21 protein-coding genes are annotated in these 21,605 nt (G+C 40.2%); 15 read left to right on the plus strand and 6 right to left on the minus strand.

The window, feature by feature from the left end:
* Window positions 1-6 precede the first annotated feature (6 nt).
* Complete coding sequence (locus H6G73_RS17050; RefSeq protein WP_190606624.1) at window positions 7-582, minus strand: DUF924 family protein; 576 nt, start codon at window positions 580-582, stop codon at window positions 7-9.
* Between the two features lie 131 nt (window positions 583-713).
* Window positions 714-1,037 (minus strand): muconolactone Delta-isomerase, encoded by a 324-nt coding sequence (locus H6G73_RS17055; RefSeq protein WP_190606626.1) that lies wholly within the window; start codon window positions 1,035-1,037, stop codon window positions 714-716.
* A 456-nt stretch (window positions 1,038-1,493) separates the two neighbouring features.
* Here H6G73_RS17055 and H6G73_RS17060 point away from each other — a divergent pair, with 456 nt between their 5' ends.
* From H6G73_RS17060 to H6G73_RS17095, 8 genes are all read left to right on the plus strand, one after another.
* Window positions 1,494-1,637, plus strand: a complete 144-nt coding sequence (locus H6G73_RS17060; protein ID WP_190606628.1) for a hypothetical protein — start codon at window positions 1,494-1,496, stop codon at window positions 1,635-1,637.
* A 305-nt stretch (window positions 1,638-1,942) separates the two neighbouring features.
* Window positions 1,943-2,182 carry a hypothetical protein gene (locus tag H6G73_RS17065; RefSeq protein WP_190606630.1) on the plus strand — a complete coding sequence of 80 codons (240 nt, stop codon included), beginning with the start codon at window positions 1,943-1,945 and terminating at the stop codon, window positions 2,180-2,182.
* Between the two features lie 47 nt (window positions 2,183-2,229).
* Window positions 2,230-2,469 (plus strand): hypothetical protein, encoded by a 240-nt coding sequence (locus tag H6G73_RS17070; protein ID WP_190606632.1) that lies wholly within the window; start codon window positions 2,230-2,232, stop codon window positions 2,467-2,469.
* A 45-nt stretch (window positions 2,470-2,514) separates the two neighbouring features.
* Window positions 2,515-2,757 carry a hypothetical protein gene (locus tag H6G73_RS17075; RefSeq protein ID WP_190606634.1) on the plus strand — a complete coding sequence of 81 codons (243 nt, stop codon included), beginning with the start codon at window positions 2,515-2,517 and terminating at the stop codon, window positions 2,755-2,757.
* Between the two features lie 157 nt (window positions 2,758-2,914).
* On the plus strand, window positions 2,915-3,124 hold the full coding sequence (locus H6G73_RS17080) for a hypothetical protein (protein WP_190606636.1): 210 nt from the start codon (window positions 2,915-2,917) through the stop codon (window positions 3,122-3,124).
* 56 nt (window positions 3,125-3,180) lie between these two features.
* On the plus strand, window positions 3,181-4,356 hold the full coding sequence (locus tag H6G73_RS17085) for a phosphotransferase (protein ID WP_190606638.1): 1,176 nt from the start codon (window positions 3,181-3,183) through the stop codon (window positions 4,354-4,356).
* A 66-nt stretch (window positions 4,357-4,422) separates the two neighbouring features.
* The gene (locus H6G73_RS17090) at window positions 4,423-5,505 is read left to right on the plus strand and encodes a T3SS effector HopA1 family protein (protein ID WP_190606640.1); all 1,083 of its coding nucleotides are present in this window, start codon (window positions 4,423-4,425) and stop codon (window positions 5,503-5,505) included.
* 395 nt (window positions 5,506-5,900) lie between these two features.
* Window positions 5,901-6,140, plus strand: coding sequence for a hypothetical protein (locus H6G73_RS17095; protein ID WP_190606642.1), 240 nt, complete (start codon window positions 5,901-5,903; stop codon window positions 6,138-6,140).
* A gap of 582 nt (window positions 6,141-6,722) precedes the next feature.
* Here the strand turns inward: H6G73_RS17095 and H6G73_RS17100 are convergent.
* Window positions 6,723-7,154 (minus strand): nucleoside deaminase, encoded by a 432-nt coding sequence (locus H6G73_RS17100; RefSeq protein ID WP_190606644.1) that lies wholly within the window; start codon window positions 7,152-7,154, stop codon window positions 6,723-6,725.
* A gap of 40 nt (window positions 7,155-7,194) precedes the next feature.
* On the opposite strand from H6G73_RS17100, the gene H6G73_RS17105 reads away from it, so the two are divergent.
* The gene (locus tag H6G73_RS17105) at window positions 7,195-8,097 is read left to right on the plus strand and encodes a nucleoside hydrolase (protein ID WP_190606703.1); all 903 of its coding nucleotides are present in this window, start codon (window positions 7,195-7,197) and stop codon (window positions 8,095-8,097) included.
* Window positions 8,098-8,217: 120 nt separating this feature from the next.
* Here H6G73_RS17105 and H6G73_RS17110 read toward each other — a convergent pair whose 3' ends face one another.
* On the minus strand, window positions 8,218-10,041 hold the full coding sequence (locus H6G73_RS17110) for a hypothetical protein (RefSeq protein ID WP_190606647.1): 1,824 nt from the start codon (window positions 10,039-10,041) through the stop codon (window positions 8,218-8,220).
* 1,488 nt (window positions 10,042-11,529) lie between these two features.
* Here H6G73_RS17110 and H6G73_RS17115 point away from each other — a divergent pair.
* The 3 genes from H6G73_RS17115 to H6G73_RS17125 all read left to right on the plus strand — a co-directional run bounded on the left by H6G73_RS17115 (window position 11,530) and on the right by H6G73_RS17125 (window position 14,685).
* Window positions 11,530-12,642 (plus strand): sodium-dependent bicarbonate transport family permease, encoded by a 1,113-nt coding sequence (locus tag H6G73_RS17115; RefSeq protein WP_190606649.1) that lies wholly within the window; start codon window positions 11,530-11,532, stop codon window positions 12,640-12,642.
* An 85-nt stretch (window positions 12,643-12,727) separates the two neighbouring features.
* Window positions 12,728-13,060: a P-II family nitrogen regulator gene (locus tag H6G73_RS17120; protein WP_190606651.1), complete on the plus strand. Its 333-nt coding sequence runs from the start codon at window positions 12,728-12,730 to the stop codon at window positions 13,058-13,060.
* Between the two features lie 221 nt (window positions 13,061-13,281).
* The gene (locus tag H6G73_RS17125; RefSeq protein ID WP_190606653.1) at window positions 13,282-14,685 is read left to right on the plus strand and encodes a cation:proton antiporter; all 1,404 of its coding nucleotides are present in this window, start codon (window positions 13,282-13,284) and stop codon (window positions 14,683-14,685) included.
* Window positions 14,686-14,789: 104 nt separating this feature from the next.
* Here H6G73_RS17125 and shc read toward each other — a convergent pair whose 3' ends face one another.
* Complete coding sequence (shc, locus tag H6G73_RS17130) at window positions 14,790-16,706, minus strand: squalene--hopene cyclase (RefSeq protein ID WP_190606655.1); 1,917 nt, start codon at window positions 16,704-16,706, stop codon at window positions 14,790-14,792.
* A gap of 123 nt (window positions 16,707-16,829) precedes the next feature.
* Between shc and H6G73_RS17135 the strand changes: the two genes are divergently transcribed.
* Window positions 16,830-17,996, plus strand: a complete 1,167-nt coding sequence (locus H6G73_RS17135; protein ID WP_190606657.1) for a glycosyltransferase — start codon at window positions 16,830-16,832, stop codon at window positions 17,994-17,996.
* 64 nt (window positions 17,997-18,060) lie between these two features.
* Here the strand turns inward: H6G73_RS17135 and lepB are convergent, their stop codons facing one another.
* Complete coding sequence (lepB, locus tag H6G73_RS17140) at window positions 18,061-18,714, minus strand: signal peptidase I (RefSeq protein ID WP_190606659.1); 654 nt, start codon at window positions 18,712-18,714, stop codon at window positions 18,061-18,063.
* Between the two features lie 232 nt (window positions 18,715-18,946).
* Here lepB and H6G73_RS17145 point away from each other — a divergent pair, with 232 nt between their 5' ends.
* Both H6G73_RS17145 and H6G73_RS17150 read left to right on the plus strand, forming a co-directional pair.
* On the plus strand, window positions 18,947-20,266 hold the full coding sequence (locus H6G73_RS17145) for a dihydroorotase (RefSeq protein ID WP_190606660.1): 1,320 nt from the start codon (window positions 18,947-18,949) through the stop codon (window positions 20,264-20,266).
* 94 nt (window positions 20,267-20,360) lie between these two features.
* Window positions 20,361-21,557: a patatin-like phospholipase family protein gene (locus tag H6G73_RS17150; protein WP_190606662.1), complete on the plus strand. Its 1,197-nt coding sequence runs from the start codon at window positions 20,361-20,363 to the stop codon at window positions 21,555-21,557.
* The last annotated feature ends 48 nt before the right edge of the window (window positions 21,558-21,605 follow it).

Raw genomic sequence — 21,605 nt, forward strand, 5'->3', positions numbered from 1 at the left:
CTGCATCTAAAACCTAGAATCAGATTCCTGTAAAAACTCCTCTTCTTGTGGTGTAGATATCCTTCCCAAAATTTGATTACGGTGAGGAAAGCGTCCAAACCGAGAGATGATTTCCATATGTTGAAAGGCAGATTTAATGGCATCAGCACTATCACGGTCATGACTCAGTTGTTGAAATAACTTTATACACTGGCGCTGATGGGCTAAATTTTCACTGTGTTCAAAAGGTAAATAAATAAACCAACGTTGTACAGATAATAAAGAGCGATCGTAACCTTGTGCAACTGCATGTTGTGCCAAAGAAAGGGCCTCCCAATCAGTAGCGAAGGCTTCTGGGGTATCACGAAACATATTCCGAGGAAATTGATCTAGCAACAATATTAAAGCCAGACAACTCTCCGGTGCATTCATCCAATCATCAAAATCCCCTGCTGCGGCTTTGCGGTAATCTTCTAAAAATTTATCCCGTACCACTTGGTCAAAATCTAGGTCTTTGCTAAACCATATCCGTCGTGGTTTACCATATTCCACTTCCTGAGGATGACCAAACCAAAAATCTAAAATCGCGGTTGCCTGTGACATTAGTTTGATTAGCAATTACAATGTCGCATTGTACGCAATTTTACCCTGAAAGGGAACAATCAATGATATGACATTTGGCATCAGTGTAGAACAATGCCTGATCATCCTTCTTGGTTCCCTCTTACTGTGATTTAACTATTATTTGCGCCTAAACGTGCTTTTATATCTGCTGCAAAATCTTCATATCTTCTTAGAGAAGTCACTTCTACCTGAACTCTTTGGCCATTTTTTTTCATAATTGGTAAATCTAAGAGAATTTGATCCAAAGTATCAGGATTAGGTACATCTACAATAGCAATGACACGACGGGTACCAACGCATTTCCACAGGTCAATTACAACTCCTGCCTGTTTTGCGTGCAGCGCTGTATCAGCTTCCTCGCTCCAAATGGTGAACAATTCTTGCTGAGTTATGTCATCAGGGTATTCTACATGAAAGTCTAGGTGGTATAGCATGATTCACTTTCTTATCCGAGTGTTCTTATAGAAAAGATATACAGCAACATGGCATCAGATACCAACTCTCCAGGAGAGATTTTTCTAGTGTTGGATATTGAACTGATATAGAATCAAGCTTTTGTGGACATAATCGGAAAAATTGAGTGACTTTTGCAACTTTCCTGCACCTTATTTATTGCACAACAAATATTAATCGCTGGCTTATAGCACATCCTAATAATTTTGCATAATGTATTTTATTGATGTTCAGCAATCGCATATTGATGAGACACAATGCTAGTAATTCTGTCTAAATACTTACCTCAAAAAGATTGACGTAATTAAATAGCAAACGAAAATATAAGAACAGAATGTAAGCTCGAAAACTTATTTACACCTACTCCTATATTGGTGGAGGAAATACCAAAATGGATCTCATAATCGTTGATTTATATCCCAATCAAGAACATATAAATGATCTATCACCCTGGGAAATGGAAAAGATTAAGGGTGGGTATCGAAGAAGACGAAGAAACTCTAGGTCGAATGATTCTCAAAATTTTTCTCAACTCCGCCAAGAAATTGACAGTAGCATTCAGAGGTGGAGAAATGAAATAAATGATATCAATGATAGCTTAAGAGAAGAGTTCGAGTTTTAAAATAACCCTCTAGCATTTATCGATTCCTTAATTTATACGTGCATGATAAATAATCAATCATGCACGTTTTTTGTATAGTTGAAAGTGGTCATAAGTCTAGACATAACAGACACAAGACATTTATTTATGTCCTTTTAGACTGGGTTGAGCTATTGATTTTTTGAAGCAGCACCAATAAAAATTGAGTTATCGGTTAAGTGAAGGACAACAACACTTAACTAACCGAAAAAATAAATTTGCGGAAAGCAAATTCAGGAGGAAAACATGGCTAGTATTAAACTCTCGGAATTAAATATAGTTGGTTCTGAATTATTTCAAGATGCTGACAGCTACTTGAACGAATTAAGTGAAGCTAGTGCTCTAGCTGTAAATGGTGGTGATGATAGCAGCGACTTTGGTTCTTACACTGAATATGGTGTCAAGTACCTGGAATTTTTCGTAGCTGGTTATGGTATTGCCACTGTTAAGCACATTGCTAAATCTTTCAGCAATTCTTATCACTAAGCTTCCCCAATGTTCAGGTTGCAACTAGTTTGTAGTAGGAGGAAATCATGGCTCATATCACACTTGCTGAATTAAATTTTGCTGGTTCTGAACTATTCCAAGATTCTGAAAGCTACTTGAATGAATTAAGTGAAGCTGCTTCTCTAGCAGTCAATGGTGGTTACGACAGCAGCGACTTTGGTTCTTACACTGAATATGGTGTCAAGTATCTAGAGTTTTTAGTAGCTGGTTATGGTATTGCGACTGTTAAGCACATCGCTAAATCTTTCAGTGATTCTTATCACTAAATCTCAGTACAAACCAGTTTAAAAATAATTGTTCAGGAGGAAATTATGGCAAGTATTCATTTGTCTCAATTGAATGTCACTGGTTCTGAATTGTTCCAAGATTCGGAAAGCTATTTGGACGATTTGAGTGCAGCTAGTGCTCTAGCAGTTAATGGTGGTGATGATAGCAGCGACTTTCATTCCTACACTGAATATGGTGTGAAGTATCTGGAATTTTTCGTAGCTGGTTATGGTATCGCTACTATTAAGCACATAGTTAAATCTTTTAGCGATGGTTACCATTACTAGAATACTAAATCTAACTGCTGTTTAGTTTTCTAGTCACATAAATAGCTTTCCAGGGTTAATTTACCAGAAAATCTATTGGATTGAACATGGAAAATAGCCCTGGATTTCTCAAAATTATCTATATAGAACATCATTTATTGGCAGGAATTAAAATGGTATGGCTAAAATTAAAATTAATGATTTACAGGTCGATGATGTAGATAAGTTTCTAACAAATATCAATAATATTGAATCTCAATTTATCTTTGGTGGTGAACATACCTCCGTATATCAAGTGTTGAATTATGGAGTCAAAGCTCTGGAATTTGCTTTAGCAATTTATGCAATTGATACTATTACTTTATTAACCAAATCATTTAAAACCTAGTGAGTATCTGCCAGTAATAATCTTTCCTGCACTTCATGAAATCTTGATTTAAAGCTATGAAAATTATTTTAAGTGATCAAAACGTATTTGAGTATCTCATTTCTCAAGGACTCTGCACAGCACAAGATGCTTCACTCAGCACTATTGAACTAAAAGCAGCTAAAAACTTTAATTTACTGATTAGTTTACCAAATGGTCAAAAGCTGTTGGTCAAGCAAGAAAGAGTGAACCGAGATGGTAAAACAATAGGTGAATTTGAGAGTGAATGGCAAGTACATAATTTATGTCAGAGTTTTCCTGAACTTAGTCATTTATGCTCATCTTTATCAGAGGCAGTTTTGTTTGATGAAGAAAACTCTATTTTGGTATTTAATTATCTCAATGAATATCGAGATTTAGGTAATTTCTATGCTTATGAAAATATTTTTCCAAGCGAGATATCCCGGTCAATTGGCACTACTTTAGCATCAATTCATAGTTTAACTTTTCATCGTCAAGACTATCGGCGTTTTTTAGAAAAATCGGGAGAGATTGTAGATATTATTCCGAATTTAGCTAGGGGATTAGATAAAATCACACCAGAGGTTTTTGGTAAATTGCCTGGGGAGGGCTTGAAATTTTTTACCCTTTATCAAAGATATGATAATTTAGGTCAAGCCATAGCTGATTTAAGTGCAGCTTTCAAACCTTGTTGTTTAACTCATAATGACCTAAAGCTGAATAATATTCTACTGGCTTTAAATTGGGAACAAAATATTCTTCCAAGTACAATTTTCACAGAAGGAACAATTCGCTTCATTGACTGGGAAAGGGCTAATTGGGGAGATCCTGCTAGTGATTTAGGTGCAATAATTGCTAGTTACTTACAAATTTGGCTATATAGTATGGTTGCTAGCAAAACAATACCTATTGAAGAATGTTTGCGTTTAGCTGCTGTTCCCCTGCAATTGATCCAACCTTCATTAAGAGCATTAGTAACTGGCTATTTAGCAGAATTTCCCTCTATTTTCGAGGATCGTCCTAATTTTTTATCTTTAGTTTTACAATTTTCTGGATTTGCTTTAATCAGGTCGATTCAAGCGACTCTCCAACATGAAAAAAGTTTTGGTAATACTGGAATTTGCATCCTACAAGTTGCCAAGAGTTTATTATGTCGTCCCCAAGCATCTATCAATACTATTTTTGGTATGGATGCAGAAGAATTAATTGCAACAAGTTTATCTTTGGTTTAATTGAGCCAAGATATTGGGCTGGGCTTAACGCTGCATCTGAATTATATACCCTATACTCTGAACGATATGCAACTATTAAACTCACTAGATAACCAACTCTCAGCACTACCTACACAATTGCAAATATCTCTCTACGATATTGTTAATAAGCTAGAAATCTTCTCTCATCATTGTATTAAACATCCAGATTATAAACCGATAGAACTACCAGAATCCTTAGTATCTAGATTTCAAACTTTACCCTTGGAAATTCAACATCAACATTTAGGGTTACAGTTGCGAAATTTTCTATATAGTGCTTATTACAATGGTGCTTGGAAACCTGGTATAGAAACTGACCCAGAAGAAAAAACTCTTGTAAATAACAGCTTGTTTGGTATAGATATAGAGTTTTATGATCGTTTACATACCAGTAATAAAAGTGAAGGATACTGGAGTCATGATTGGTTGGTAACAAAAGAAGAAACTGACGGCACGTTAGCTGTTAAAAGGAATGGATTAACTCTACATATCGAACGTGATTTATATTTGGCACCAAGAGATCAGAATGCGAAAGTAGGAAATTTAGTTGCCATTAAAATGCCTAAAAATTTAGTACAAAAAGGTTTTTATATGGCAGTTGCTAATTTAGGATCGGAACGTAAAAATGATATCGTGAGACTTTACTTTAATTTAACTCCTGATGGGGCAGTATCCATGATGGAAAACTTGACCTCTCAACTTAATACTATTCCTATTTCTTTTTCGTTTAAAGCACTTTATAATCCATCCGACTACATTCGTTATGATTCAGCAGTTTTATATTTTGAAAAAAAACAATATGAACTTGTATATCCGATAATTAATCAGATATATAGAGAAAATCAATCTTATTTTAATGAACAGGTACCTTTATTTACTAAATTACTTGCACCAGGTTTGGCTTGTGCAGAAGAACCAGCAAAAAAATTCGGTGAACAAGAAAGTTTTGGTACAAACAGATGCCAAATGATTGCCAACGGTTTAATTTCTGCTTGGCAAAGAGGTGATGATAGTCCAGAAAGTCGTTTAGCAGCTATTTTAGACGAGTTTACTTTGAGGGAAATTGATTTGCAATGTTCTTATCTGAACAGTGATTCAGAAGATATATACACTCCTTTAGAGGTATGATTTTGCAAACCTTTTTATGAATAAGTTAGTCTATTACTGAAATTTCCAGAAATTTACATTACCAAAGCTTTAAGGGTGGGCTTGTCCTACTCTTAAGTACTATGAGTATTGAAAATTATTTTCTAATACTCTAAATGTAGCGTGTGTTGTCTCACAGAGTAAACGCACTGCCAATAATTCAAGGTGCGTGAGCCTACAGCATAACACAGCCTACGCACAATTTATATTTCTTTATATACATTGAATTTTTCTCACCGAATTACTTACTTTATGATTTATTATGTAGTTTAATTTTTCTTAAATTAGGTATAGAGCTAGCTCTATCTGTGGATAGTCAAAATAGGAGCAAGTAACAACTAATCTTGGAGAATAACCTGTCTAAAAGATACAAAAATATGACATCTAAAATCCCTAAAGACAATCGCCAAGATGATAGCAAATACGACCCAGAAGATAATCCTGGCACAGAAACGAATATACCCACTACGGAGGAAGGGGATACTCCTCTTGATGAAAGATATCGGATGACTGGTCAAGAAGCAGGTACAGAGGTTCGTCAAGGGTCTGAACCTGAAGCAGCAGGAGGAAAAGTCACAAGACCTGGTCTGCCTAATCAAGGTACAGAATCTCGTTAGATAGAAATTGCAGAGAATAGGGCGCTAGGAAGACAAATTTATCGCTATTCTTCATCTATTTGTCATCCTCGCACCATTAGACATCTGTTGGTAATTAAATGTGCGTGGTTTGAAACTCTTGTAGAGACGTTCCGGCGAAAGCTTTCTACATTCATTTTCACCAGATGTCTATTTCACATAAAAGAATGTCTATGCTCAATATTATGCAATAACCCGAAGAATTGTGAGACTTGCCATAACATCCTCTAAAACATAGTCTAAAATTTGATATTGCTTTACAATACCAATATATGGACCATCCTCGACCTTTAGGTCCAGAAACCCAATTACACCAGCATATCCACACCTTGACGCTACATCATACCCTAGTCAATTTCAAGCTGATAGAGCAGGTACACACCAGATAGTTGAGCGTACAACCATCGGTGGTTAATAGATGAGACTGCTGGTAATTGATGCAAGATTTAGATGATATTGAAATAGTAGAAGCAAGGGGTAGAATTTTGTTCTACCTCTTTTCTCATATTATCTATCACCTGCTACACCAGCATCATCGTTCGATCCAAAACCTAACAGCAACATTTACTTGCCAATATCTTCATTCCACAACTCTGGTTTCTCAGTTATAAATTCACTCATCATCTGTTGACATTCATTTAAATTTAAATCTATTACTTCCACACCATGAGAAACCATAAATTCTTTCGCACCAGGAAAAGTTTTTGACTCTCCCACAATCACTTTTTTAATACCAAACTGTACAACCGCACCTGCACATAGGTAGCAAGGCATTAAGGTCGAATATAATGTTGTACCTCTGTAGTTGCCAATTCTGCCAGCATTGCGAAGACAATCAATTTCGGCGTGGGTGATGGGATCTCCATCTTGAACACGTTTATTGTGTCCTCTACCGATAATTTTGCCATCTTTGATCAAAACAGAACCGATAGGAATTCCCCCTTCTTGTCTTCCTTGTTTTGCTTGTTGAATAGCAGCTTGCATAAATTCGTCCATTTGCGAAACTCCTGTAATGAAGAAGAAACAACTTGTATTAATGGATCATGACGGTGGTGTAGATGACTATTTAGCTACTATGCTGCTGTTGACAATGGAACATATCGAACTTCTGGGTGTGGTGGTGACTCCCGCAGATTGCTATATTCCAGCAGCTGTAAGTGCTACTCGGAAAATTATTGATTTGATGGGATTTTCTCATATTCCTGTGGCAGAAAGTACCGTGAGAGGAATTAATCCTTTTCCACGACTTTATCGGCGTGATTCTTTGATAGTGGATTATTTACCAATTCTCAATCAACAGGATTTTCTGACTACACCTTTAGTTGCTAAATCTGGACAAAATTTCATGGTGCAGATATTACAGAATGCACCAGAACCAGTAACCTTGATGGTAACTGGCCCATTAACTACAGTTGCAACGGCTTTAGAAATAGCGCCAGAAATCGAGGACAAGATTGACCAAATTATCTGGATGGGAGGTGCGTTGAATGTTCCAGGAAATGTGGAAAAAAGTTTAGAAGCTGGACAAGATGGTTCTGCGGAATGGAATGTTTACTGGGATGCAATTTCCGTGGCAAAGGTCTGGAAAACAAAAATTAAAATTATTATGTGTCCTTTAGATTTAACCAATAATGTACCTGTGACATTAGATTTAGTCCAAAAAATGGGAAAACAACGCCAATATCCTCTTTCTGATTTGGCAGGTCAATGTTATGCCTTAGTCGTCCCCCAAGATTATTATTTTTGGGATGTATTAGCAACTGCTTATTTAGGTAAACCAGAGTTTTATGAATTGCGGGCATGGGAAACAGAAATTATTACTTCTGGTTTGAGTCAAGGCAGAACTAAAATTGTTAAAGATGGAAGAATAATTTATGCCATGGATAAAGTAGATAAGCAGGCTTTTTATAACTATATTTTACAACAGTGGCAACGCTAATAGGTGTTGTAAATTAAAATTGCTACCACTACAATAAGTAGTTGATAGTCACAGCTATCAACTACTACAACTAAGCCCAGCTATTACTTATATAGTCACATTCTTTTCTCGTCCAGCATATTAATCATCATCGTCATCGTCGTCATTATCATAATCATGAACATTGCCACTGGTACCTGCATAACTAATGTTCGTGATTTCGTTGATGCTACTCACCTGAGTAATATCTCTGTAATCCAGAATGTTTTCAAATACAACTCTTTGGTCTCGCTGACTTGCTAAGTCATAGCGAATTTGGGCTATAACTTTTAATTGAGACCTTGATAAATCAACACCTCTAATTTGCAATTGATTAAAATCAATAATTTCTGGACTTAATCTGAATTGTCCTGCTTGTTCTTCAATTAATCTGGAGCCTGTAGTGTTATAAATTTGTACCCAGCTATTGGCACGTCGAGCGTAAACCGTATAAACAGCATTGGCATATCTAGTCACTGGCTTATCTAGTACATCCATTTGGACAACTAGTGCATTTCGACGGGAATTAACTAACCTGCCACATTTTAAGTAGGTACTCCAATTGTTGGTCCGAAAATATTTAGCTGAACGATGCTTTTTCTTTTTCTTGTCTCGACGATTATGGTTGTGTTCTCTATCATCATTACGAACATTCGTTGTTGTTCTGGTATAGCTAATATTCTTGATTTGGTTAATGCTACTAAATTCAGCAATATCTCTGTAATTGAAGATATGTTCAAACACGACTGATTGATCAGGCTGACTAGTTAAATCATAACGAATTTGAGCCACAACTCTCAATTCTGTTCTCGATAACTCGCTACCTCTAATTTGCAGTTGATTAAAATCAATGATTTCTGGCTCTAATCTAAATTGTCCTCTTTGTCCTTCAATTATTCTAGAACCAGTGGAACTATATAGTTGTGCCCAACTATTGTTCCGTTTAGCATATAAAGAGTAAACTACATTCGCATCTCTAGTGACAGGTTTGTCTAACACATCCATTTGGATCACTATGGCATTTCGCTGGGAATTTACCAACTTAGCAGACTTTAAGTATGTATTCCAGTTCTGGGAACGAAAATACTTAAATGAACGATATTGTTCCCTACTATAGTTCTGCTGATAATTGTTATGTCTTCTTCTATCGTCATCATCTTCGTCATCATCATCACGCTCATTATTTCTTGTGCTGGTATAGTTGATATTGGTGATTTCATTGATGCTACTAAATTGTGCAATATCTCTGTAATTGAAGATATTTTCAAATTCTACTCTTTGATCACGCTGACTGGACAAATCATAGCGAATCTGTGCAACAACTCTCAATTCAGCCCTAGATAAATCAATACCTCTCAGTTGCAATTGATTAAAATCAATAATTTCTGGACTTAATCTGAATTGTCCTGCTTGTTCTTCAATTAATCTTGCACCTGTAGTGTTATAGATTTGAACCCAACTATTTGAACGTCGAGCATATACAGTGTAAACAGCATTAGCATATCTAGTGATGGGTTTGTCTAGCACATCCATTTGGATAACTAGTGCATTTTGCCGGGAATTCACTAACCTGCCACATTTTAAGAATGTATTCCAATTCTTAGAGCGAAAATGCCTAACTGAACGATATTTTTTCTTTTTATAGTTATGCCGCTCGTGGTGACGTTTTTTGTCATCATCATCGTCATCGTCGTCATCTTTATCTTTTTTAGCAATCAATAAATTTGAGTCTTGCTTGTTCCCTAACTGATGGGGAAAAAAATTATTTTCTTGCTGTTGTAAATCTATAGTCTGAGCTTGTAAATCTTCTAATTGAGTTGTGGCAGAAAGAACTTGTAAGGGAGAAGATACAGCCACTAATATAGATAGACTGCTAAAAGTCACAGCACTCCTACCACACAAAGCCAACACAGTTTTGAGCGACATAACAATCCTTATTCGACTTGTCTATTGAGCTGATATAGGAAATTCAGCACTCAGGATTTACTGAGTTTCTAATCGCAAGGACTGATGGTTATAAATATAAGTTCCTGAATCTGTGTAATTTAAGGAGACTTATTAATTTTCTGTTTTCCGTCTGATTTAGCTAAAATCAGTGAAAATAAAGTATCCTTTTATGGTATTATTTTTGGATTTTCAATTTGCTATTGATCAGGTAGCTGGAAATAGGTTCAGTATTTCATCCTGATTTTTTGGACAATTTATGATAAAAGTCAAAATTCTTCTTAATATAGACATATCCGTTAAAAACCTCAAACCCTGATAAATCAAGGGTCAATATCTAATTTTTGGAGATATCTAATGTGCTTCCCAATTGCATACTGAGGGTGGGCAAGATACTTGCACCACAAGAGTTGAATTTGTATGCAATGCAATTTAATAGGAACGCAACAGCTTATTTATTAAGAAGTATAGATTTTTATCTATTATGACAATTTAATATTCTTTTAATAAACTTCATTTGTCAATGTCATACATTGAGACGAATCACTGTAAGCTGTTTTCATTGAATATCAATATGAATGAAAATCATGGATTAAATGTGAGTTACCGAATATTACATTATCTGGTGCGATACAAGCTCGGTTGCAAGCTGAAAGTACCACGACCATACAGTGTCAACCAAAAGCCAAAAGCAATAGAGACATTTAAAAAAAACATTCCACAAGCACTGATAATATTACAAAAATTAACAATAACCTTTATTTTGCCGCTGCAAAGACTTGTTGGGCTGCTGCCCCCGAACCCTGGCTTCGCGGTGTCAGTGCTCTAAAAACCATAGAAAAATCCCTATACTCACAAAAACTTTTTTCTTGCTCACTCAGTAAGTATTCCTACCCAGAGTGGCGTAAGGTTAAGAATATCCAAATGATTTAACTACTACGATTTAGTTTTTCAGAGATTAAAGTTCCTCGGCAATCATTATCGGCAGTCTGTTGTTGAGACTTCTTTGAGTGCGCGATAAGCCGGGTACGGCTTGCGCCAAAGGCGATCGCAGATGTTTAGATTCTATTCTCCATGCGACTTTTATCTATAACCCATCCTTTCTATGAAAAGGGTCGCTTCTAGTTAGTTTAATCTACCGTTTATTTACCTTAATGATAGCAATCACCAATCCCATCCAGTTTAATCACCTCCGGAGCGATATCTTCGGTACTGTCACTGCTGCGGTTGTCTCATTACCTCTTGCCTTCGGCGTAGGGCCCCCCTCGATAGACTCTATGGGGCAGTTTGTGGCGGCTTTTTTGCGGCCATGTTTGGTGCTACCCCAACGTTGTTCTCTAAACCAACCGAGTCAATGACCGTAAGCTATGTCTACAGTGTCTTATCCAGCACCTCACTCTTACTCTCTTTAACTCTTTCAAGTTCATTTATTGTAATACTCCTCATCAGAGGAAGCACAAGGAGGCATTCGTGGATTTTTTGTCCCTGTTCGTTAAGGACTTCATTCTTCAATTGCAGTCCCCAACACTCGCCTTTTTGATTGGTGGGATGATCATTGCTGCCCTTGGTAGCGAATTGGTCATTCCCGAGGCGATTTGTACGATCATCGTCTTTATGCTGCTGACCAAAATCGGTCTAACCGGTGGAATTGCGATCCGTAATTCCAACCTGACGGAGATGGTGTTACCCATGATCTTTGCCATCATGGTAGGGATTCTTGTTGTCTTCATCGCGCGATATACATTGGCTAAACTGCCAAAGGTCAAAGTCGTCGATGCGATCGCCACTGGGGGGTTGTTTGGAGCCGTGAGTGGTTCTACCATGGCTGCCGGTCTGACGGTACTGGAAGAACAAAAAATTTCATACGAGGCATGGGCTGGCGCACTCTATCCCTTCATGGATATCCCAGCGCTCGTAACTGCGATTGTTGTGGCTAACATTTACCTCAACAAGAAAAAACGTAAAGAAGCAGTCTACTCTACTGAACAGCCTGTTGCGGCTGGTGATTATCCCGATCAAAAAGATTATCCCAGCACCCGGCAGGAGTATCTCAGCCAGCAGCAGGATGCTGGGGATAATAAGGTCAAGATATGGCCAATTATCGAGGAAAGCCTCCGGGGTCCTGCCTTATCGGCAATGTTGTTAGGTCTTGCGCTGGGACTGTTCACCCAACCGGAAAGTGTCTATAAAAGCTTCTACGATCCCGCCTTTCGTGGCTTGCTTTCGATCTTGATGCTGGTCATGGGGATGGAAGCTTGGTCAAGAATTGGTGAACTGCGTAAGGTAGCCCAGTGGTATGTTGTGTATAGTGTGGTGGCACCGTTTATCCATGGGCTAATTGCCTTCGGTCTCGGTATGATTGCCCACTACGCCACGGGATTCAGCTGGGGTGGTGTCGTGATGCTAGCTGTCATCGCCTCCTCCAGTTCTGACATCTCAGGACCACCCACCTTGCGAGCCGGTATCCCGTCAGCCAATCCCTCCGCCTATATAGGTGCATCCACAGCCGTCGGTACGCCAGTTGCGATCGGCTTGTGTATACCGTTCTTTGTCGGGCTTGCCCAGGCACTCAGCGGCAAGTAATTCCAGACGGGTCGCGGTCTGTCAGCGCTCCGGTGAACGGGCAGACCTGGTAGATCAATGTACATAATTTAAGGAGGTAACCAACATGGCCAAACGTGCCAACAAGCTCGTCATCGTCACGGAAAAGGTTCTGCTGAAAAAGGTCGCCAAGATTATTGATGAATGCGGGGCGACTGGTTATACGGTGGTAGATACAGGCGGGAAAGGCAGTCGCAACGTACGCTCTACAGGTAAACCCAGCACTGCCGACACCGATTCCAATGTAAAGTTCGAGGTACTCACCGAAAATCGGGAGATGGCAGAGAAGATTGCGGATCAGGTCGCAATCAAGTTTTTCACCGATTATGCGGGCATTATCTATATCTGTGAAGCAGAGGTACTATACGGGAGAACTTTCTGTGGGCCAGAGGGCTGTTGAATCGAGATGACACGCCACGAAAGGAACAAGTGAGCCTGCGAGTTTCTCTGGGTCAGACGGCTATTGCATCAAGACAAGGTAGACCCTAAAAGCCGAGGTCATGACCTCGGCTTTTGAGTAACCATGTTTCGTGTCCGCAGTACGTTGCCCCTGGCGCAGAAGTAATTCCCCCCGCAGTTTTATGAATCCCTCAAACCCTTAACCTTCATCCCTTTAAACTCATGATTTTGTCCAACATTCTGCCTCCTGCTTTCAGTGGGGGGATAGCTCCGATACCGTTCCTGGCGACTGTTGTTGCTGAGGATGCACCCATTATTCTGTCTGGCGTATTGCTGACGCTGGTGGTGATTTATCTGGCTAGCAAGTTCGGTGCAGAGGTCGCTAGGCGATTGGATTTTCCGCCCGTCCTGGGGGAACTGGTCGCTGGTGTGATTGTCGGCATTTCGGCGTTGCACCTGGTAATCTTTCCTGAAGGGGGGCTGTCTGCCTCTGACTCGGTGATTATGACGGCGCTGCAAGGATTGAACCAATTGACACCGGATGCACTGACGCGGATATTTGAGTCGCAAAGTGAAGTGATTTCGGTGCTGGCTGAAATCGGCGTGATTATTCTGCTGTTTGAAATTGGTCTAGAGTCCGATCTGCGGCAACTCAAGGAAGTGGGAATTCAAGCCACAGTTGTCGCCTGTGTTGGGGTGGCAGCACCTTTTGCGGCGGGTACGGCAGGATTGATGTTGCTGTTTCATGTGGCGGCGATTCCGGCAATTTTTGCGGGGGCGGCGTTAACGGCAACGAGTATCGGCATTACCTCTAAAGTGTTGTCAGAGTTAGGTCAACTCAAATCCAAAGAAGGGCAAATCATTGTTGGCGCGGCGGTGATTGATGATGTTCTTGGCATCATTGTCTTGGCAGTGGTAGCAAGTTTAGCCAAAACCGGTGAGATTGATGTCGCCAATGTCATTTACTTGATTGTCAGCGCTACTGCATTTTTGATTGGATCAATTTTGTTGGGGGGTATCTTTAACAAAAGTTTTGTGGCGATCGTGGATCGGCTCAAAACCCGTGGAAATATTGTAATTCCGGCATTTATCTTCGCTTTCTTTATGGCATTTTTAGGTAACGCCATTCATCTCGAAGCGATTTTGGGCGCTTTTGCAGCGGGTTTGGTGCTTGATGAAACTGATGCCCGGAACGAGTTAGATGAATTAATCAAACCGATCGCTGATTTGCTTGTACCCATATTTTTTGTGACCGTTGGCGCACGGGCTGATTTGGGCGTATTAAACCCAGCCATTCCAGAGAATCGCGCAGGACTGTTGATTGCAACGTTTTTGATCGCAGTGGCGATTATCGGCAAACTGATCACAGGTTGGGCAGTGTTTGGACAACCCGGCATCAATCGAGTGGCAATCGGGGTTGGGATGATCCCACGAGGTGAGGTGGGTCTAGTGTTTGCTGGCATCGGTTCAGCTAGCGGCATTTTGGATAAGCCACTGGAGGTGTCGATTATTATCATGGTAATTTTGACAACTTTCCTGGCTCCTCCTTTTTTACGGGTTGCCTTTGGTTCATCCACGAATCCCATCCCAGAATCTACCACGGCTGTAGAAACAGCAAATGAGTAACGGTTGTACAAGATTACGGCTGTTTTCTCAATAGACCTCTGGTGAAAATAAATGTAGAGACTTTCCGGCGGAACGTCTCTACAAGGGTTTCAAACCACGCACATTTAATTACCATTCTGAAGTGCTTGATATCTTCCCAAGGCGATTAAAGGAAAATACTGCTGGTAGAGATGATATTTGAGATAAAAATGGCAGGGAAAACCAGTGCCTGTAAAATATGATTCATCCCAAGTCCCATTTGGTCTTTGAGTTGATAGAAGGTAATTAATGCCTTTTTCTATGCTATCGGTAGCCATTTTGCCTGTGGCTTCTCCTGCCGCTATTAAGCCGATTAAAGCCCATGCTGTTTGAGATGCGGTGCTATCTCCTTGACCTTTGAATTTGGGGTCGTTGTAGCTAAAACAGGTTTCTCCCCAACCACCGTTAGAATTTTGAACTTTGACTAACCAAGCTGCACCCTGTTCGATGTGAGGGCGATATTTTTGGGGATTAATTAAAGCTAGTGCAGATAAAACTCCACTGGTGCCATAGATGTAATTGACACCCCAACGACCAAACCAACAGCCTTCTGGTTCTTGTTCATTTAAGAGATAGGTTAGTGCCCGTTCTAGGTTGTGGGGTTGGATTTTGAGATGACAAGCACCGAGCATTTCTAATACTCTGGCGGTGACATCAGCAGTATTAGGGTCAATCATGGCTTTCAGGTCTCCATAGGGAATACCATTGAGCCAATCTTGATCATTGTTAATGTCAAAGGCTGCCCAACCACCAGGTTTACATTGCATGGATGCAACCCAGTTTAATGCCCGTTGCATAGCTTGGTGTTTCAGTGCTTCGTTGGGTAATTTGGCTTGATGGAGGGCCATGACAACTACGGCGGTATCATCGACATCGGGATAAAAGCGGTTGTCAAATTCAAAAGCCCAAGCCCCTGGCTTTCCTTGGGGATTTTTCACTATCCAGTCGCCGTAATCTAAGATTTGCTTTTGCAGTAGCCATTCTCCGGCTTTGACTATGGCTGGATGGTCTGGATTTACGCCAGAATCAATTAAGGCTCGAATTGACCAAGCTGTATCCCATACAGGAGAAACGCAAGGTTGGACGCAGTAGCTATCTTCTGTTTCGATGGCAAAGTTATCGACTGCTTGTAAGCCACGATACACGATGGGGTCGTTAGCATCGTAATCTAGACAGCGTAAAGCTAACAGGGAGTTGAGCATGGCGGGAATGATTCCACCCCAATCGCCGGTGGCTTCTTGGCGTTCTAAAATCCATTTTTCTGCGGCTTGAATGCCTTCTTCCCGGAAGGGTTGGAAGTTGAGGTTTTCAGCTAGTTTGAATATGTTATCTAGGGTGATAAATATATCTGTCCAATCATTATTACGGGGTAACTCCCAACGGACGTGATTCACGTCTGTGGTGTATAGTTCGTCTAAATTGATTGGTTGGTCGATGGTGAAGACTGGTTTACGGTCGAAGACGATGAGTAAAGGAACTGTACTAGAACGGGCCCAGCTCGAAAGCTCATAAATATTGAAGGGGAAATTATCGGGTAGTAGCATGACCCAAGGGGGCAGGGAGGGGAGTCCACGCCAGTTGTAGCACCCAATTAAGGCTAGGTGTAATTTGGTGAAAATGCGAGTTTTGGTGATTCCGCCTTGGGAGAGGATAAAGGATTTGGCTTTGAGTAAGGCGGGATCCTGGGCAGGAACACCTAGTAAACGCAGGGCCATATAGGCTTCTACGCTGGTGCTGAGTTCTCCACCGTCACCATAGGCCAGTTCCCAACCACCATGATCTCGTTGTTGAGTACGGAGGTAATTTTCGACTTTGTGGAGGGGTCTGGTTTTGTCTGTTCCCCAAATTTTATGGAGAAGAACAGCTTCGGCGGTAATGGTGACGTTAGATTCTAGTTCAGCCCACCAGTATCCATCTGGATATTGAATGGAAAGTAGATGTTGTTGACTAGCAGCGATCGCTTGTGCTACTTGATTGACTGTAACCCTGTCTTGTGTCTGCATTAAATCCTATTCTCTCTCACCACTTAATAATTGTGAATCATGCCACAGTTAGGAGAAATTCTATTTTCCCATGATCCGCAGAAATAGTATTCTGTCGGAGGCACTGAGAATTGGCAATAGGTTATGGTGGCAATTGTTTTGGGGATGATGCTTTTATCTTTGGCGATTTGGTTGGTGTTACTGGTCTTTTGGGGGCAGTTTTGGCGGGTTGATCAAAGGTTAGAAACGGGTAGAGAAGTTTTAGATGCCACTGTGAATTTACCCAGTGTCTGTGTGGTGATGCCGGCACGTAATGAGGTGGATGTGATCCCTTTGAGTTTGCGATCGCTCCTGCTTCAAGATTATCCTGGGACTGTGAATATTGTATTGGTGGATGACCAAAGCAGTGATGGTACGGCTAGCTGTGCGGAAGGTGTGGCCTATGCTTTAGATCAAAGCCAAAAATTACATATTGTCAGGACTCAATCATTACCTGCTGGCTGGACTGGTAAACTTTGGGCGATGGAACAAGGTGTACAAGCTGCGGCAAAGTTCACACCAGATTATATTTTATTTACTGATGCAGATATAGAGCATCATGTCAAGAATATCAGTCAGTTAGTTACCAAAGCTGTAGGAGAAGATTTAGACTTAGCTTCCATTATGGTGCGCTTGCGCTGTCAAAGCTTTTGGGAAAAACTATTAATTCCCGCTTTTGTGTTCTTCTTCCAAAAACTCTATCCTTTTCGCTGGGTCAACAACCCCAAAAAATCCACAGCGGCAGCAGCAGGGGGCTGTATTTTAATTCGCACAGAGGCTTTACAGCGAATTGGTGGGTTACAAGTGATTCACCAGGCTTTAATTGATGATTGTTCTTTAGCCCATGCGGTTAAATCTAGTCAGGGGAAAATTTGGTTAGGGCTGAGTACCCTCACTTACAGCTTAAGACCCTATGATTCTCTAGAGACGATTTGGAATATGGTAGCTCGTACTGCTTACACCCAACTCAATTATTCTCCTTGGCTGTTGTTGGGGAGTGTGTTGGGAATGACTTTAGTGTATTTGTTACCACCATTGGGGATAATTGTAGGTTTAGTGATGGGGAATGGTGCGATCGCACTCATTGGTTTTTTCACCTGGTTATTAATGAGTGGCGCTTATTTTCCGATGGTTCGCTTTTATAAATGTTCCCCTGGATTTGCCTTCACCTTACCTGTAATTGGCTTGCTCTACACATTAATGACTGTAGATTCAGCAATTCGCCATTGGCAAGGGCGTGGTGGTGCTTGGAAGGGAAGAGTATATGCCTAATTTCAACTAAAAAAAACATAATTTTCAGAGACGTTCTATCAGAACGTCTCTACAGTCACTGAATTTAAGGATTTGCAGATGGATAGAGGGGAGACTTATCAATGGGGCCAATGTGGTTGAGAGGCCAAAAACGGACTACCGCACGACCAATGATATTTTTACGAGGTACTACTCCCCAGCAACGGCTGTCATAACTACTACCCCTGTTATCTCCCAACACAACATAGGCATCAGGGGGAATAACTTCTGGTTTACCTAAGAAAGCTGGTTGGGGAGCAGAATTACAAACATCAACTAATGTCCGTTGCTCGGAAGCAAGGTAAGTATTTTCTTCTAGCTGTTTATCGTTAATATATACTTTACCATCCCGAATTTCTACTCTTTCTCCAGGTAAGCCAATGACTCGTTTAATAAAGGCATCCTGATATTGTTCTTTTTGTAGTTCATCAGTGGGAGAAAATACTACAATATCGCCTCTTTCTGGTTTAGCAAATTTATATTTCAGCTTATCAACAATGATTTTGTCCGCCTCCCACTGGTTTGGTGTACCATGTAGAGTCGGTTCCATAGAGCCAGAAGGAATCCAACGCGCTTCAGCCACAAAAGTACGAATTCCCAGAGCCAAAAAGACGCTGAGGATAATGGTTTTACTTAGCTCTACAATCCAGGAATTATCAGGCTGTTGGCTAGAGTTGTTATCAGACACTTGATTTTGCATGAAATTACTCAAGAAAAGGTAAGAGGCTAGAGCTTAACTCAGGAGGCAGGACATTATCTATTAATCTTAGCGATATCAGCTGATTTTCTTATTGGGTTGGTATCTGGATAAATATATTCATAACTTTAAAATAAACTTTTTTTTAAATCGGAGCAAAAATAGCTGGTTGGGAGTGAAACTAAGTTTACTGTCATGTCATCGATAGTGTTTGATACTGAACAATATTAAATCCATGTCAACTCCAACAAGTTTACTGATTCGTCATGCTCGTATTATTTTACCTAACGGTGAGTTGATGAACGGGGATGTACTCACCCAAGGTTCGACAATAGTCGCAGTAGAGACGGAAATAGCCAATGCTCAACCTACTATAGAGATTGACGCACAAGGGTTGACTTTGTTGCCAGGGGTAATTGATCCGCAGGTGCATTTCCGAGAACCAGGACTAGAGCATAAGGAAGATTTATTTACGGCTAGTTGTGCTTGTGCTAAGGGTGGTGTGACCTCCTTTTTAGAAATGCCCAATACTAGACCATTAACTACTACCCAAGCAGCTTTAGACGATAAGCTGCAACGGGCAGCTAGTAAATGCTTGGTCAATTATGGCTTTTTTATTGGCGCTACGGCAGAAAATTTGCCAGATTTACTTTCAGCCCAGCCCACCCCAGGCATTAAAATTTTCATGGGGTCGATGCACGGTCAATTGTTAGTTGACCAGGAAGAACTGCTAGAGAGGATTTTTGCTCAAGGTGAGCGGTTAATTGCTGTTCATGCAGAAGACCAAGCGAGAATTAACCAACGTCGTCAAGAATTTGCGGGTATTGAAGACCCGGCCATACATTCGCAAATTCAAGATAATCAAGCGGCTTTGTTAGCTACCCAATTAGCATTAAAACTTTCTAAAAAATATCAACGCAGGTTACATATTCTGCATATGTCTACGGCAGAGGAAGCGGAGTTATTACGTCAAGATAAGCCCAGTTGGGTGACAGCAGAGGTGACTCCACAGCATTTACTGTTAAATACTAGTGCCTATGCCAGCATTGGGACTTTGGCCCAAATGAATCCACCCTTGCGATCGCCCCACGATAATGAAGTTTTATGGCAAGCTTTAAAGGATGGGGTCATTGACTTTATTGCTACAGACCACGCACCCCATACTTTAGAAGAAAAAGCCCAAACCTATCCCAACACACCTTCAGGGATGCCTGGTGTAGAAACTTCTCTGCCTTTAATGTTAACTGCTGCCCAGGAAGGCAAGTGTACTGTTGCTCAAGTTGTCAATTGGATGTCTAAAGCTGTGGCTGTGGCTTATGGTATTCCCGATAAAGGGGAAATTACACCAGGCTATGATGCAGATTTAGTCTTAGTTGATTTGCATAACTATCGTCCTGTCAACAGGGAAGAATTATTAAGCAAATGTGGTTGGAGTCCTTTTGAAGGTTGGAATTTAACTGGTTGGCCGGTAACAACCATCGTTGGTGGAGAAATTGCCTATGCTCATGGTCAAGTCAATACACAAGTTCGTGGCAAAGCATTAAATTTTCGCTAATAAATCCAGTGTAGAGATGTAATTTGTTTAAAGATATATAAGTCAGTATTAAGGATTGACAATACTGGCTTCACAACATCCCTTTAGAGTCCTTATGTCCTTTAGAATTTTAAGTCTAGATGGTGGCGGTATTCGTGGCGTAATCTCAGCCCAAATTCTCAAAACAGTTGAACAAGAAATTATTAGTCAAGGCAAGGGAAAATCCCTCAAAGACTATTTTGATTTGATAGCTGGTACGTCAACGGGGTCAATTCTCACAGCTGGTCTGGCTTTAGGAAAAAATAGTCAGCAAATACTAGATTTATATCAAAAGTATGGACAAAGTATTTTTCGGCAAAAAACTGGTTGGCAGAAATGGTCTGATCAATTGATTTCTACAATTACACGTGGTGCAGCTTCTTTATTTGCTGATGCCAAATACACTCATGACGGTTTAATTGCTGCTCTTCAAAGTGCAGATGGTTTAGGGAATACCAGAATACAAGAACTGAGAAAACCGCCAATTATCTTGATTTTGGCTTACGATACTCTTTATCGCAACACTACCTTTTTTACTAATTGTCATCCTGATATTGGCGATCGCTGGTATGATGAGTGTCATCTGTGGCAAATATGCGTGGCTTCTGCCTCAGCACCAACATTTTTTCCGCCTTATAAATTAGAACCAATGAATAAGGAAAAATTTGGTGATTGGCAATTTCCCCATATAGATGGCGGTGTGTCTGCTAATAATCCTTCTCTGGCAGCTTTAAGTTTAGCGTTGCGCTTAAGTTCTGCGGATATTGACCCAGAAATTAAGAAAACATATCGTCTCGAAAATCTCGAATTAGAAAATATATCGATTTTATCTGTAGGTACTGGTCAAACTAATGATCCTTTTGAGTTTGCTCAAATTAAAAACTGGAAAGGAAAAGATTGGATAGGCAATTTACCAGGTATTTTTATGGACCCTACTTCAGAAATTGGTGGCACTATTTGTCGTCATATTATGGGTGGACATAAATCTAGTCGATACTTAAGACTACAGTTTGATTTGAATGAATGTTTTAAAGAGAAAGAAAAAGAAACTTATAAAGACACGCGGATTTTATTACCACCAGAAGAACGTAAAAACCGATTTACTGGCATGAAAGTTAGTCCAAAAATGGATGATGCTAGTGAAGAATCTATTCAACAATTAATGGATACAGCAGATGCCTATTTAGACAAAGGCTTAAAATATTATTTGAGAGATGATAACAGCGCTCCCACAGTCAAGCAAGCGATCGCTGATTTTATTCGCAATAATTAGATATAGCTGTAGACAACACAGTTAGAACATTAACTGCAACTAAAACTT

The sequence above is a fragment of the Richelia sinica FACHB-800 genome (genome assembly GCF_014698825.1).
Lineage (GTDB): Bacteria > Cyanobacteriota > Cyanobacteriia > Cyanobacteriales > Nostocaceae > FACHB-800.

Coding starts and splice junctions, on each gene's coding strand:
- H6G73_RS17095 (WP_190606642.1), top strand. CDS start 5,901: ATGACATCTAAAATCCCTAAAGACAATCGCCAAGATGATAGCAAATAC.
- H6G73_RS17050 (WP_190606624.1), bottom strand. CDS start 582: ATGTCACAGGCAACCGCGATTTTAGATTTTTGGTTTGGTCATCCTCAG.
- H6G73_RS17060 (WP_190606628.1), top strand. CDS start 1,494: ATGATCTATCACCCTGGGAAATGGAAAAGATTAAGGGTGGGTATCGAA.
- H6G73_RS17090 (WP_190606640.1), top strand. CDS start 4,423: ATGCAACTATTAAACTCACTAGATAACCAACTCTCAGCACTACCTACA.
- lepB (WP_190606659.1), bottom strand. CDS start 18,714: ATGCAAAATCAAGTGTCTGATAACAACTCTAGCCAACAGCCTGATAAT.
- H6G73_RS17065 (WP_190606630.1), top strand. CDS start 1,943: ATGGCTAGTATTAAACTCTCGGAATTAAATATAGTTGGTTCTGAATTA.
- H6G73_RS17150 (WP_190606662.1), top strand. CDS start 20,361: ATGTCCTTTAGAATTTTAAGTCTAGATGGTGGCGGTATTCGTGGCGTA.
- H6G73_RS17075 (WP_190606634.1), top strand. CDS start 2,515: ATGGCAAGTATTCATTTGTCTCAATTGAATGTCACTGGTTCTGAATTG.
- H6G73_RS17080 (WP_190606636.1), top strand. CDS start 2,915: ATGGCTAAAATTAAAATTAATGATTTACAGGTCGATGATGTAGATAAG.
- H6G73_RS17120 (WP_190606651.1), top strand. CDS start 12,728: ATGGCCAAACGTGCCAACAAGCTCGTCATCGTCACGGAAAAGGTTCTG.
- H6G73_RS17100 (WP_190606644.1), bottom strand. CDS start 7,154: ATGGACGAATTTATGCAAGCTGCTATTCAACAAGCAAAACAAGGAAGA.
- shc (WP_190606655.1), bottom strand. CDS start 16,706: ATGCAGACACAAGACAGGGTTACAGTCAATCAAGTAGCACAAGCGATC.
- H6G73_RS17125 (WP_190606653.1), top strand. CDS start 13,282: ATGATTTTGTCCAACATTCTGCCTCCTGCTTTCAGTGGGGGGATAGCT.
- H6G73_RS17110 (WP_190606647.1), bottom strand. CDS start 10,041: ATGTCGCTCAAAACTGTGTTGGCTTTGTGTGGTAGGAGTGCTGTGACT.
- H6G73_RS17135 (WP_190606657.1), top strand. CDS start 16,830: ATGGTGGCAATTGTTTTGGGGATGATGCTTTTATCTTTGGCGATTTGG.
- H6G73_RS17145 (WP_190606660.1), top strand. CDS start 18,947: ATGTCAACTCCAACAAGTTTACTGATTCGTCATGCTCGTATTATTTTA.
- H6G73_RS17085 (WP_190606638.1), top strand. CDS start 3,181: ATGAAAATTATTTTAAGTGATCAAAACGTATTTGAGTATCTCATTTCT.
- H6G73_RS17105 (WP_190606703.1), top strand. CDS start 7,195: ATGGATCATGACGGTGGTGTAGATGACTATTTAGCTACTATGCTGCTG.
- H6G73_RS17070 (WP_190606632.1), top strand. CDS start 2,230: ATGGCTCATATCACACTTGCTGAATTAAATTTTGCTGGTTCTGAACTA.
- H6G73_RS17055 (WP_190606626.1), bottom strand. CDS start 1,037: ATGCTATACCACCTAGACTTTCATGTAGAATACCCTGATGACATAACT.